The following is a 12,929-nucleotide window of genomic DNA, read 5'->3' as shown; positions in this document are numbered from 1 at the left end:
CAGAACGGCTGATGAACCTGCACATCCTGCTGCTCGGCGCCAAGCGTTTCATCGGCAAGGACGCGATCCGCGAGGCGTGCTATCCCGAGCACGCCCGCGGGCCGGCCGGCGACGAGGCGTTCGAGCGTGCCTTCGAGCGCGACAAGGACGCCCTGCGCCAGATCGGCGCCGTCATCGAGGTCGGGAGCGCTAATGCGTTCTTCGACGACGAGATCGGCTACCGCATCCCGACCGAGCAGACCTCGCTCCCCGAGATCCGGTTCGAGTCCGACGAGGCGGCCGTGCTCGGCCTGGCCGCCCAGGTCTGGCAGCACGCGACCCTCGCGAAGGCGACGGGCCGGGCGCTGGCCAAGCTGAAGGGCCAGGGCGTCGAGATCGACCCCTCGCGCCTGGAGGTCGTCGCCCCGGCCATCACCGCCGACGAGCCGGCCTTCGAGCCGCTCTGGGACGCGATCGGCAAGCGGCGCCAGGTCAGCTTCCCCTACCAGCGCGCGGACGAGACCGAGCCGACGACCCGTCGGGTGCAGCCCTGGGGCCTCGCGCGCTCCTCCGGCCGGTGGTACGTCGTCGGCTTCGACGTCGACCGCGGCGCCGAGCGCGTCTTCCGGCTCTCGCGCATCGTCGGCACCGTCCGCCCCAGCGGCAAGTCCGGGGCGTACGACGTCCCGCCCGGCACCGACGTCCGCGAGGTCGCGCGGCGACTCTCGCCGTCGTACCCCTCCGTCCGGGCAGAGATCCGGGTGCGGCAGGGGACCGGGGTGGGCCTGCGCCGGCGCGCGGAGTCGGTGACGCCGATCGCCGACCGTCCCGGGTGGGACGCCGTCGTCGTCCAGGGGCCCGTGCAGGAGCTGGCCGACGAGGTGCTCACCTACGGCGCCGACGTGGTCGTGGTGGCTCCGCAGTCGCTGCGCGACGACGTCATCGCCCGGCTCCGTGCCGTGGCCGGCTCGGGCGAGGCGTCATGAGCGCGCAGACCGGTGACACCGCACCCGACCAGGTCGCACGCCTGCTCGCACTGGTGCCCTTCCTCCTCGCACGCGGCGAGGTGCGCCTCGAGGACGCCGCCGCCCACTTCGGCACCGATGCCGACCAGATCGAGCGCGACCTGCGGCTGCTGTTCATGACCGGGGTGTCGCCCGGGCTGCCGGGGGACCTGATCGAGGTCGACCTCGAGGCCCTGGAGGGCGACCGGATCATCCGCGTCGACAACGCCGACTACCTCGCCCGACCGGTGCGCTTCTCGCCCGCCGAGGCCACCTCCCTCGTCGTGGCGCTGCGCACGATGGTCGACACCGCCCCCGCCGAGGCCCGCGAGGTCATCGAGCGGACCCTGGCCAAGCTCGAGGACGCCGCCGGCCAGGACGGCGAGGGCCTGCTCCGCCTGCACGTCACGCCGACGCCGCTCGAGAGCAGCGCCGTCGTGCCCGTCCTCGAGTCGGCGCTGGCCCACGGCCACCAGGTCGAGATCACCTACCACGTGCCGTCCCGCGACCGGGAGTCCCGCCGCGTCGTCGATCCCCGCGGGCTCGCCCGGGTCGAGGACCTGCTCTACCTCGACGCCTGGTGCCACACCGCCGGTGGCGACCGCGCGTTCCGCGTCGACCGCATCGTGGCCGCCACGGAGCTCGACAATCCCGTCGCCGACCCGGGCGCCCGCGCCCGCGACCTCACCGGCGGCTGGTTCAGCGACGCCGAGACCACGACGGTCACCCTGCGCCTGGCGCCCCCGGCGCGCTGGGTCGTCGAGTACTACCCGGTGACCGGTCGCCGGCCCGGTCCCGACGGCACGATCGACGTCGACCTCGAGGTGGCCAGCGAGGAGTGGGTGAAGTCCCTGCTCCTGCGCCTGGCGCCCCACGCCGAGCTGCTCGCGCCGACGGCGTACGCCGACGCCTTCACGACCGCGGCACGGGCGGCGCTCCGCATGTACGAGGACGACGGCGTAGACTCCGAGTGACCCCCAGCACGTGATCCACCACACCACCAATGACGGAGTGACCAACATGATCGACCCGATGATCGGCATGCCTCAGGGCCTGGAGTGGCTCGTGATCCTGGCGATCGTGGTGCTCGTGTTCGGTGCCGCCAAGCTGCCCGACCTGGCCCGCAGCTCCGGGCAGGCGCTGCGCATCTTCAAGACGGAGACCAAGGGCCTCCGCGACGAGAACGACGCGGACAAGACCCCCGAGCAGCTCGAGATCGAGGCTCGCGACGAGGCCCACGACCCGGCCGCGGGTGGCGAGGTGCGCAACGAGACCTCCGGTGAGGTGCTGCGCGAGCGGCGCGACGACACCACCGCCTGATCGCCGGAGTCCAGAAGAGCGTGAGGATCGCCGGTCTCGTCGGCCTGTTCAAGGGGCCGTCGCCCGACGCCGTCGGTCCCGACGGTCGGATGGCACTCGCGGACCACTTCCGCGAGTTCCGCGCACGACTGCTGCGCTGCCTGCTCGTGTTCGGCGTCGCGCTCGCGGTGGCGATCCTCTTCCGCCACGCGATCTACGACGCCGTCTACGGCCCCTACCAGGAGGCCCAGAAGACGCTGGCGGAAGGCACGTCCATCGCCACGACCAGCGGCGCAGGCGCCGGCCTGCTCCTCTGGCTGACCCTGTGCGGCTTCGCCGCCGCCATCGTGACCGCGCCCTACTGGCTGTACCAGATCTGGGCCTTCGTGCTGCCCGGGCTCTACGCCCAGGAGCGCAAGATGAGCCGCGTCTTCGTGGCCGTCGCCGGTCCGCTCTTCCTCACCGGTATCGTCCTGGGCTACGTCACCCTGCCGATCGCGCTGGAGGTGCTGATCGGCTTCAACCCCGACGGCGTCACCAACCTGATCGACTTCAACGACTACCTGCAGTTCTTCACCCGCACGCTGTTCGTGTTCGGGCTGGCCTTCAACATCCCGGTCTTCGTCGTGCTGCTCAACTTCGCCGGTGTGGTGAAGGGATCCGCGCTCAAGGCCTACCGCCCGTGGATCGTCATCGGCACCTTCATCTTCGCCGCCATCGCGACGCCGTCGGCCGACCCCTTCACGATGACGCTGATGGCGGTCCCGATGGTGCTGCTGTTCTTCGCCTCGGAGGCCATCGCGCGGTTCAACGACAAGCGTCGCGCCCGCCGTGCTCCCAACGCCGGCCTCTCGCCCGACGAGCTGTCCTCCATCTGAGGCTCCTCTGACAGGGTGGACCCATGCAGGCCACCCTCACCGACATCGACCCGTTCGACCTGCCGGAGTGGCTGGGCACCGGCGACGTGGTCTGGCGCGCCGACGAGGGCCTGCAGACCGGGCACCTCGTCCACGGCCGGCTGGCGGCGGACCAACCCGACCAGCGGGCAGAGGCGTCCCAGGAGATCGTGTGCGACCTGCTGGCGGTCGACGAGGCCTACCCGGTGCCGGTCGTGGACGACGCGACCCGGCTGCGCGTGCACCAGGCGTGGCGCCACGGGCAGGTCGTGATCGGCGAGCACGACTCGCGCATGGTCCTGGCCGTCCCGGGGACCCGCTTCGGCCCGGAGCTGGTGCTCGACGCCCTCGGCCGGCTGGCCCGCGCGGTGGGGGCACGCGCCGAGCGGTACGCCGTCCTGCTGCGGCTGGGCTGACCCGCGACCGCACGTGGATGCCGGGCGTCCGGGAGAGTCGGGCCGCCCGGTCGGTGCCGGGGGATAGGTTGTCGCCATGCACGACCCGGCTGCGCCCGACCACTCCGTGCGGGGGCGGGAGATCGCCCTGCTGACCAATCCGACGTCGGGTCACGGCCGGGGGGCGCGCCACCGCCACGCCGCCCTGGCCCGACTGCGGGAGAGCGGCTTCGTCGTGCGCAACCTCGCGGGTCGGGACGCCGACGAGGCGGCCGACCTGGCCCGCGGCTGCGTCGCCGACGGGGTCGAGGCGCTCGTGGTGTGCGGCGGCGACGGCCTCGTGCACCTCGGCGTGCAGGCGGTCGCCGGCACCGGCGTACCCCTCGGCGTCATCCCCAGCGGCACCGGCAACGACTTCGCGCGCTACCTCGACCTCCCGCGCACCGACCCGGTGGCGGCCGCCGACCGCGTCATCGCCTCGCGGCGGCGCACCATCGACCTGGCGCGCAGCGGCGACCGGTGGTTCGTGACCGTTCTCGCCGCCGGCTTCGACGCGATCGTCAACGAGCGGGCCAACACGATGACCTGGCCCCGTGGCCAGATGCGCTACAACCTCGCCACGCTCGCCGAGCTCCGCACCTTCCGTCCGATCCCCTACGTGCTGCAGCTCGACGGCGAGACCGTCGAGCTCGAGGCGATGCTGGTCGCCGTGGGCAACGGGCCGTCGTTCGGGGGTGGTCTGCGGATCACCGAGGGCGCCCTCCTCGACGACGGCCTGCTCGACGTCGTGGTCATCACGCGGATGAGCAAGCCCAAGCTGGTGCGTTCCTACCCGCGACTGTTCACCGGGCGGATCGACGGCGTGGCGGAGTACGTCCACCGGCGGGTGCGGAGCGTCACCGTGGCGGCGCCCGGCATCGTGTCGTACGCCGACGGCGAGCGCTTCGGCCCGCTGCCCCTGACCGTCGAGTGCGTCCCGGGCGCGCTGGACGTGATTGCATGAGGACCCCATGAGCGAGCACGACGACCAGCCCACGCCCGCCGAGCGCTACGCCGCGTTCCAGCGCGAGAAGCCCTACCCGATGCTCAAGGACTTCGAGGGCCTCTACGGCTTCGAGCTCGACGACTTCCAGCTCCGCGCCTGCCGGGAGATCGAGGACGGCCGCGGGGTGCTCGTCGCGGCCCCGACCGGGTCCGGCAAGACGGTCGTGGGCGAGTTCGCCATCCACCTGGCCCTCCAGACCGGGCGCAAGGCGTTCTACACGACGCCGATCAAGGCGCTGTCCAACCAGAAGTACCACGACCTGGTGAAGCGCTACGGCGCCGACAAGGTCGGCCTGCTGACCGGCGACAACGTGGTCAACGGCGAGGCGCCCGTGGTCGTGATGACCACCGAGGTGCTGCGCAACATGCTCTACGCCGGGTCCCGCACGTTGCTCGGCCTCGGCTTCGTGGTCATGGACGAGGTGCACTACCTCGCCGACCGGATGCGCGGCGCGGTGTGGGAGGAGGTCATCATCCACCTCCCGCAGTCGGTGACGCTCGTGTCGCTCTCGGCGACGGTCTCCAACGCCGAGGAGTTCGGCGAGTGGCTGGCCACGGTCCGCGGCGAGACGACGACGATCGTGGAGGAGAAGCGGCCGGTGCCGCTGTTCCAGCACGTGATGGTGGGCCGGCGGCTGCTGGACCTCTTCGCCTCCTCCGACGTCGACGCCAGCGCGGGCTTCGTGAAGGAGGGCGCCCCGGTCAACGACGAGCTGACCCGCATCGCCCGCGACGACTGGGCGAGCTCGCGGCTGATGCGCGACCGCCGTTCGCCGCGCAAGGGCAAGCCCGGGTCGCCGAAGAACCCCCGGTCCGTGGGCAACGGGCGTCGGGTGTGGATCCCGAGCCGCGTCGAGGTCGTCGAGCGCCTCGACCGCGAGGGGCTGCTGCCGGCGATCGTGTTCATCTTCAGCCGCGCCGGGTGCGACGCCGCCGTGACCCAGCTCGTGCAGGCCAACACCCGCCTGACGACCGCCGCGGAGCGCGACGAGATCTTCGCCCGCGTGGAGGAGGCGTCGCGCACCCTGCCCGAGGAGGACCTCCACGTCCTGGGCTACCACGAGTTCCTCGACGGACTCACCCGCGGCGTCGCCGCGCACCACGCCGGGCTGCTGCCGGCCTTCAAGCAGGTCGTCGAGGAGCTGTTCCAGGAGGGACTGGTCAAGGTCGTCTTCGCGACCGAGACGCTGGCCCTCGGCATCAACATGCCGGCCCGCACGGTGGTGATCGAGAAGCTGTCGAAGTGGAACGGTGAGACCCACGCCAACCTGACCCCGGGGGAGTACACCCAGCTCACCGGGCGCGCGGGGCGGCGTGGGCTCGACATCGAGGGCCACGGCGTCGTGCTCTACCAGCCGGGGATGAACCCCGGCGAGGTCGCGGGTCTCGCCTCCACCCGCACCTACCCACTCCGCTCCTCCTTCCGACCGTCCTACAACATGGCGGTCAACCTCGTGCACCAGTTCGGGCGCGCGACGTCGCGCGAGCTGCTCGAGCAGTCCTTCGCGCAGTTCCAGGCCGACAAGGCCGTCGTCGGGCTGGCCCGGCAGGTGCACAAGGCGGAGGAGGCCCTCGAGGGCTACCGCGAGGCGGCGACGTGCCACGTCGGCGACTTCATGGAGTACGCCGCCCTCCGCCGGCAGATCTCCGACCTCGAGAAGGGGGCCGCGCGGGAGCGTCGTCTGGACCGCCGCGAGGAGGCGATGCGGTCGCTGGGCAAGCTGCGCCCCGGCGACGTGATCCACGTGCCGGCCGGCAAGTTCAGCGGGCTCGCGGTCGTGATCGACCCGGGACACTCCGCCGACGAGCCACGGCCCTACGTCCTCACCGCCGACCGCCAGGCCCGCCGCCTCGCACCGATGGACTTCCCGACCCCGGTGGAGGCCGTCGGCCGGCTGCGGATCCCCAAGTCGTTCAACGGGCGCAACCCCGCCATGCGGCGCGACCTGGCGACGGCGCTCCGCGCGAAGGCCCACGACCTCGACGCCCCGGGGGAGCGGCGCGCGAAGCAGCGCGACTCCTTCGGCGACACCGCCACGGACCGGGAGGTCGCACGCCTGCGCGCCGAGCTGAAGGCGCACCCGTGCCACCAGTGCCCCGAGCGCGAGGACCACGCCCGGTGGGCGGAGCGGTGGTTCAAGCTCCAGCGCGACACCGAGACCCTGAAGCGGCGGGTGGACAACCGCACCAACACGGTCGCGCGCACCTTCGACCGCGTCTGCGACGTCCTGACCGCCCTCGGCTACCTCGAGGGCGACAAGGTCACGGAGAAGGGTTCGCACCTCCGGCGCCTCTACACCGACATGGACCTCGTGGCCGCCGAGGCGATCCGGGCCGGGCTGTTCGACGAGCTCGCCCCCTCGGAGCTGGCGGCCGTGCTGTCGGCGCTGGTGTTCGAGGCCCGCCGCGCCGACGACGCCTCCTCGCCGAAGATGCCCGGCGGTGAGGTGCGGCCGGTGCTCGGCGAGCTCGTACGCCTCTGGGGCCAGCTCGACGCCCTCGAGCGCGACCACCGCCTCGACTTCCTCCGTGAGCCGGACATCGGCTTCGCGTGGGCGGCGTGGCGCTGGGCCGAGGGCGACGACCTCGACGACGTGCTGATGGCGACCGGTCTGTCCGCCGGCGACTTCGTGCGGTGGATGAAGCAGCTGCTCGACCTGTGCGGCCAGGTCGCCGACGCAGCAGGCGAGCGGGAGCTGCGCGACACGGCGCGGGCCACCGCGCGGTTGCTCAGGCGCGGCGTGATCGCCTACAGCGTGCTCGCCGACTGACGCGTGAAGGAGCCGGCGCGCTCGCCGCGGTGCGGGGTCGGCACCGGCCTGTCCGTGATGTGGAAGGCTTCCGGCCATGGCCACCGGCGACCGCCTCCTGCTGCTCGACACCGCCTCGCTCTACTTCCGGGCGTTCTTCGGCGTGCCCGACTCGATGCGGGCGCCTGACGGCACGCCGGTCAACGCCGTGCGCGGGCTGATGGACTTCATCAGCCGGCTCGTGGGGGAGTACGACCCGACTCACCTCGCGTGCTGCTGGGACGACGACTGGCGACCGCAGTGGCGCGTCGACCTGCTCCCCTCCTACAAGGCCCACCGGGTGGTGCGCGAGGTGCCGGGACCCAAGCCGGACGTCGAGGAGGTGCCCGACCCGCTCGAGGCGCAGATCCCCATCATCGTGTCGGTGCTGGAGGCCTACGGCATCCCGGTCGTGGGGCACGCCGAGATGGAGGCCGACGACGTCATCGGCACCCTGGCCACCGACGCCGGCATGGCGGTCGACATCGTGACCGGCGACCGCGACCTCTTCCAGCTCGTCGACGACGACGCCGAGGTGCGGGTGCTCTACGTCGCCCGCGGCGTCAGCAAGCACGAGCGCGTCGACAACGCGTGGGTGCGCGGCAAGTACGGCGTCGACGCCCACCAGTACGCCGACCTCGCGACGCTGCGCGGGGACGCGTCCGACGGCCTGCCCGGGGTCGCCGGCGTGGGGGACAAGACGGCGGCGACGCTGCTCAACAGGTTCGGGACCATCGACGCCGTCATCGCTGCGGCCGGCGACCCGGACTCCGACATGGGGCCCGGACCGCGCGGGAAGATCAAGGCGGCCGCGGACTACCTCAGCGTCGCGCCGCGCGTGGTCGCCGTACGCCGTGACCTCGACCTCGGGGGGCACGACCTGACCCGTCCCCGTACGCCCGCCGACCACGACGCCGTGGTCGCGCTCGACGCGAAGTGGGGCCTCGGCTCGTCTGCCGTGCGCCTGGTGGAGGCGCTGTCCGGCTCGAACTAGTGTGTCGCACGTGAGCTCCTCCGAGGTCGAGTCCAAGGACCGGCAGATCCTTGCGCTGCTGGCCGCCGACGGGCGCATGTCGTTCACCGACCTGGGCAAGGCGACCGACCTGTCGACGTCCGCGGTGCACCAGCGCGTCAAGCGTCTCGAGCAGCGCGGGCTGATCACGGGCTACGGGGCGACCGTCGACCACGACCAGCTCGGTCGACCGCTGACCGCCTTCATCTCGATCACGCCGATCGACCCGTCCCAGCCCGACGACTACCCCGACCGGCTCAAGGGCATCACGGAGATCGAGTCGTGCTGGTCGGTGGCCGGGGAGGAGTCGTACATCCTCAAGATCCGCGTCGCCACGCCGCTCGCGCTCGAGGAGCTGCTCGCCCGGATCCGCGCGGTCGCGAGCGTCTCCACCCGCACCACGATCGTGCTGTCGACGCCCTTCGAGAACCGCCCCGTCGAGAACCGCCCCGCCGACTGACCGCGGGATGGTCGACCGTCGCACGCTGCTGCTCGACGCGGCCCTCGAGCTCGTCGGGACCCAGGGGATGCGCGGGCTGACGCACCGCGCCGTCGACGCGGCCGCCCACCTGCCTCCGGGGTCGACGTCCAACCACTTCCGCACCCGTGAGGCGCTGGTCCTCGGCATCGTCGAGCGGTTCATCGTCCGCGAGCGCGAGATGGCCACCGGGCCGCGCGACGAGGTCGACCCGACACCGGAGGGCGTCGCCGAGGCGCTGGGCCGCTTCGTCGACCGCGCCCTCGGTCCGGACCGGATGGTGACGCTCGCCCGCTACGCCATCCTCGTCGAGACCGCCCAGAACCCGGGGCTGCGCGCGGGGATGGCCTCCGGCGCCGACCAGGTCGACACGTGGTCCCTCGATCTCGTCACCCGTGCCGGGTCCCGCGACCCACAGCGCGACCTCGGCGTCCTCGGCAACTACGTCACCGGGCTCGTGCTGCACGAGCTGGCGCTGCCGTCGCCCGACCTGGACGCCGCGACTCGGATCCGAGCCGTGATCGACACCCTGGGCTGGACCAGCGCCGGCCCCCGTTGACCACGCTGGCACTACAGGCGTAGTTTCTCAGGGATGCGAGCCGGTCGGGGAGGGAGCGCCGTGATGGGCACGTCCGCGGTGCGGGAGCTGACCCGCGCCCACCGTCGGGACTTCGTCGCCAGCCTCGAGGCGCTCACGCCCGCGCAGTGGCAGGCGCCCTCCCTGTGCAGCGAGTGGCGGGTGGTCGACGTCGCCGCCCACCTCGCCTGGGCCCCCGTCCTGGGTCTTCGTGCGGGCGCGGCCGCGATGGTCCGCCACGGGTTCTCGATGAACCGGATGATCGCCCGCTCGGCCGTCGGCTGGTCCGAGCGCGGCCAGGAGGCGATCCTCGCCCAGCTGCAGGACAACGCGCGGACGGGTGCGACCCCGATCGGCATGCCCCCGGTCGCCGCCCTGGCCGACGCCGTCGTGCACGGGATGGACGTACGCCGCCCCCTCGGGCTCCCGGCCCGCGTGCCGGTCGAGGCGCTCGGGCCGCTCGCCGAGTTCGGCCTCGGCACACCGTGGCCGATGAACGTCGTCGTCGGTGGGAGTGCGCGGCACCGGGTCGCCGGCGTACGCCTCGTGGCGACCGACGCCGACTGGACCCACGGCTCGGGCCCCGAGGTCCTGGCCTCGGCCGAGACCCTCCTGCTCCTCCTCTACGGCCGCCCCGTCCCGCCCTCCGAGCTCACCGGCCCCGGCGCCCCGGTCCTCCTCGCCCGCCTCTGACCGGCACCCGCGGCTCTCTGGCGGTTTCCCCGCTCGAGCGGGGAAACCGACACTTGGAGGCCTTTGCAACCCCCTCCAGGAGTCAGAACCGGCCACCAAGTGCGCGGTCAGCCGACGTACGTGCGGCTCTCGAGGGCCTTGCGGATCCGGCGAGCGAGCACCGCGGGGCGCTGCAGGTCGGCCCACGTGATGCGGATGCAGATCCAGCCCTTCTCCAGGCAGATCTGCTCCTCGCGCCGCTTCTCGCGCATCAGGTAGTCCGCGAGTGACTCACCCGGTCTCCGGTGCAGCTCGTACTTGATCCGCCCGTCGAACTCGAGGAAGACACCGCATGCGCGCCAGGCGAAGTCGACGATGCCGAGCAGGTTGCCCTGCGCGTCGCGAACCTCCACCTGCGGCTCGGGCCGGGTGATGCCCTGCTCGAAGAAGAGGTGCCACACCCGTGCCTCGGCCACGTTGGTCAGACGAGGGTCCGCGCGCGCCAGGACGAGCCGGGTGCCGAGACTCCCGGGCCACCGCATCGCCTCCTGCGCGACCTCGTGAAGCTCGGCAGCCGTGGCGAGCTCGCGGTTCAGGACACCGCACGCCGCGACGAGGCCCGCTTCGGCGCCGTACGCCGTGGTCACCTCGATGGCCGCGCGAGCGGGGTGCGTCACCGGCACGCCGTTGCGCGCCACCCACCAGCGCCTTCCCAACGTCGCGCGGTGATGCACCACGCCCGACTCACGCCGCCCGGGACGTCCATCCGTTCGCGTCAGGTGGGTCTCGTCGAACCCGACGCCCCACGTGTCCACACCGTGCTCGGCAAGGGCGGTCTGGTGGCTGAGCACGGCCGTGGGATGGGCCGTGCGCAGGACCGCTCGCGCCCGTGCGCGGCCCATGTCCACCTCGCCGAACTCCTTGACCAGCTCGGTCGGGACGTAGGCGCCGTGGCGTAGTCGCGTGAGGTCGCCTGCTACGACGCGTCGGCGGACGTCCCGATCCGTCAGCCCTGCGGCGATGAGGTCACGACGGAGGAACACGTCGTCGGGCGACAGCTGGAACTCGGCCATGCCCCTTGTGGTGCCCGCACGGAGTCCGTGCGAAAACGCGGCGACCTCACCTTGTGGACAACCGCTACTTGTAGGGGTGTCCTGACTCCTGGAGGCGGTTGCAAAGGCCTCCAGGAGTCAGAATCCCCGCTCGAGCGGGGATTCCGGCGACCGTCGAGTGCCCGGGGCTACCAGGCCTGGAGGGCGGCGGTGCGGCGGGAGGCCTCGGCCATCTCGGCAGCCTTGAGCGACGCCTCGTCGAGGCGCCCGTGGTGCTCCCACCACTGCTGCCCGGACTCGGGGAGGGTGTGGATCGGGTCGTAGTACTCGTAGTAGCGCGAGAGGGCCTCGACGTCGTCGGACTCGATCGAGGTGCGGTAGTTCTTCGTCCAGTAGGAGATGCCGTGCTCGGTGTCGTAGTCGGCGTTCTGGTGCACCCAGCGCTTGCCGACGAAGGGGACGTCGCACACGATGCGCGGCGTCGCGAAGCCCGGCAGGTAGCCCATGATGTGGTGCTGCAGGCGCTGCGCGTCGGCGAGCGAGACCCGCCAGTGCTCCGAGAACGGGATCATGTCGCACATGTAGAAGTAGTAGGGCATGATCTGCGCGCCGTCGAGGAGCCGGAAGCACAAGTCGAGCAGGGCGTGCGGGTCGGCGTTGACGCCGTCGAGCAGCACCCCCTGGTTGCGTACGTCGCGCAGGCCGGCGTCGAGCATCGCCCGCGAGGCCTCGGCCACGATCGGCGTCACGGAGTTCGCGTGGTTGGCGTGGGTGTGCATCGCGAGCGACACGCCGCGCGAGCGTGCGACCGCGGCGACACGGGCGACGCCCTCGACCACGTCGGGCTGCAGCCAGTGCTGGGGCAGGCCGATGAGGGCCTTGGTCGCGAGCCGGATGTCGCGGATGTTGTCCACCTCGAGCACCGACATGAGGAACGCCTCGAGGCGCGGCCACGGCATGTTGGCGACGTCGCCGCCGGAGACCACCACGTCGCGCACGGACGGCGTACGACGCAGGTAGTCGATCATGTCGCCGAGCCGGTCGTTGGGCTTGCCGGCGAACTTCAGCTTGTCGATCACCGCGGTCGAGTTCCCGACGAGGTCCATGCGCGTGCAGTGGCCGCAGTACTGCGGGCACGTCGGCAGCAGCTCGGCGAGCACCTTGGTGGGGTAGCGGTGGGTGAGGCCCTCGGTCGCCCACATGTCGTGCTCGTGGAGCGAGTCGCGCGCGGCGTGCGGGTGGGAGGGCCAGTCGGTACGGCGGTCGCTGAAGACCGGGACCATGTAGTGCCGCACCGGGTCGGCGTAGAACGCCTCGGTGAGCGAGCCCGGGCCAGCCGGCGACACGGTCGGCACCATCGTGTTCATCATCTGCGGCGGCACGAGCATCGACATCGTGGCCCGCTCGGCCTGGTCGCGCTCGAGGTCGGCGTAGAAGCGCTCGTCGAGGAGGTCGCCCATCAGCTCGCGCAGCTGCTTGACGTTCTTGATGCAGTGGGCGCGCTGCCACTGGACGGAGGCCCAGTCCGCGGCGGTCACGTCCGACCAGCCGGGGAAGCGCGTCCAGTCGGGCTCGACGAGCTCGACCCGCTGGTAGGGGTAGGGCTGGCCGGTGGCGAGTGCCCCCTCCAGCGAGGTGGCGGTCTCGATGCTCATGGGTTCTCCTCGCGGTGGCCCCGGACCGCGGCGGGCGGCGGGGGTCAGGTCTGACGGCGCGCCGGTTGTGTGTGCGG

13 protein-coding genes are annotated in these 12,929 nt (G+C 72.1%); 11 read left to right on the top strand and 2 right to left on the bottom strand.

The window, feature by feature from the left end; genetic code table 11:
• Positions 1 to 11 precede the first annotated feature (11 nt).
• The 11 genes from ACFQW6_RS04485 to ACFQW6_RS04435 all read left to right on the top strand — a co-directional run bounded on the left by ACFQW6_RS04485 (position 12) and on the right by ACFQW6_RS04435 (position 10,166).
• Complete coding sequence (locus ACFQW6_RS04485; RefSeq protein WP_378541711.1) at positions 12 to 965, top strand: helix-turn-helix transcriptional regulator; 954 nt, start codon at positions 12 to 14, stop codon at positions 963 to 965.
• Complete coding sequence (locus ACFQW6_RS04480; RefSeq protein ID WP_378541710.1) at positions 962 to 1,957, top strand: helix-turn-helix transcriptional regulator; 996 nt, start codon at positions 962 to 964, stop codon at positions 1,955 to 1,957. Before ACFQW6_RS04485 ends, ACFQW6_RS04480 begins: the two co-directional genes overlap by 4 nt.
• 10 nt (positions 1,958 to 1,967) lie before the next feature.
• Positions 1,968 to 2,303 carry a Sec-independent protein translocase subunit TatA gene (locus tag ACFQW6_RS04475; RefSeq protein WP_378541709.1) on the top strand — a complete coding sequence of 112 codons (336 nt, stop codon included), beginning with the start codon at positions 1,968 to 1,970 and terminating at the stop codon, positions 2,301 to 2,303.
• Between the two features lie 20 nt (positions 2,304 to 2,323).
• Positions 2,324 to 3,160 carry a twin-arginine translocase subunit TatC gene (gene tatC, locus ACFQW6_RS04470; RefSeq protein WP_378541707.1) on the top strand — a complete coding sequence of 279 codons (837 nt, stop codon included), beginning with the start codon at positions 2,324 to 2,326 and terminating at the stop codon, positions 3,158 to 3,160.
• Positions 3,161 to 3,183: 23 nt separating this feature from the next.
• Positions 3,184 to 3,594, top strand: coding sequence for a hypothetical protein (locus tag ACFQW6_RS04465; RefSeq protein ID WP_378541705.1), 411 nt, complete (start codon positions 3,184 to 3,186; stop codon positions 3,592 to 3,594).
• 76 nt (positions 3,595 to 3,670) lie between these two features.
• Entirely contained in the window at positions 3,671 to 4,576 is a 906-nt protein-coding gene (locus ACFQW6_RS04460) for a diacylglycerol kinase (protein ID WP_378541703.1), read from the top strand.
• A gap of 7 nt (positions 4,577 to 4,583) precedes the next feature.
• A complete protein-coding gene (locus tag ACFQW6_RS04455; RefSeq protein ID WP_378541701.1) occupies positions 4,584 to 7,388 on the top strand; it encodes a DEAD/DEAH box helicase in 2,805 nt (934 codons plus the stop codon).
• A gap of 76 nt (positions 7,389 to 7,464) precedes the next feature.
• Positions 7,465 to 8,400 (top strand): 5'-3' exonuclease H3TH domain-containing protein, encoded by a 936-nt coding sequence (locus ACFQW6_RS04450; RefSeq protein WP_378541699.1) that lies wholly within the window; start codon positions 7,465 to 7,467, stop codon positions 8,398 to 8,400.
• A 10-nt stretch (positions 8,401 to 8,410) separates the two neighbouring features.
• Positions 8,411 to 8,878 (top strand): Lrp/AsnC family transcriptional regulator, encoded by a 468-nt coding sequence (locus tag ACFQW6_RS04445; RefSeq protein ID WP_378541697.1) that lies wholly within the window; start codon positions 8,411 to 8,413, stop codon positions 8,876 to 8,878.
• A 7-nt stretch (positions 8,879 to 8,885) separates the two neighbouring features.
• Positions 8,886 to 9,455 (top strand): TetR/AcrR family transcriptional regulator, encoded by a 570-nt coding sequence (locus tag ACFQW6_RS04440; RefSeq protein WP_378541695.1) that lies wholly within the window; start codon positions 8,886 to 8,888, stop codon positions 9,453 to 9,455.
• Between the two features lie 63 nt (positions 9,456 to 9,518).
• Positions 9,519 to 10,166, top strand: coding sequence for a maleylpyruvate isomerase family mycothiol-dependent enzyme (locus ACFQW6_RS04435; protein WP_378542595.1), 648 nt, complete (start codon positions 9,519 to 9,521; stop codon positions 10,164 to 10,166).
• A gap of 107 nt (positions 10,167 to 10,273) precedes the next feature.
• On the opposite strand, the gene ACFQW6_RS04430 is transcribed toward ACFQW6_RS04435, so the two are convergent.
• Positions 10,274 to 11,218: a type IV toxin-antitoxin system AbiEi family antitoxin domain-containing protein gene (locus ACFQW6_RS04430; RefSeq protein WP_378541693.1), complete on the bottom strand. Its 945-nt coding sequence runs from the start codon at positions 11,216 to 11,218 to the stop codon at positions 10,274 to 10,276.
• 167 nt (positions 11,219 to 11,385) lie between these two features.
• Complete coding sequence (locus ACFQW6_RS04425; RefSeq protein ID WP_378541691.1) at positions 11,386 to 12,852, bottom strand: KamA family radical SAM protein; 1,467 nt, start codon at positions 12,850 to 12,852, stop codon at positions 11,386 to 11,388.
• Positions 12,853 to 12,929: the final 77 nt, after the last annotated feature.

The organism is Nocardioides sp. GCM10028917 (genome assembly GCF_042666175.1).
In the GTDB taxonomy this organism is placed as follows: Bacteria; Actinomycetota; Actinomycetes; order Propionibacteriales; family Nocardioidaceae; genus Nocardioides.
The sequence above is the reverse complement of the archived record's forward strand: the minus strand, read 5'-3'. Positions and strand labels throughout refer to the sequence as shown.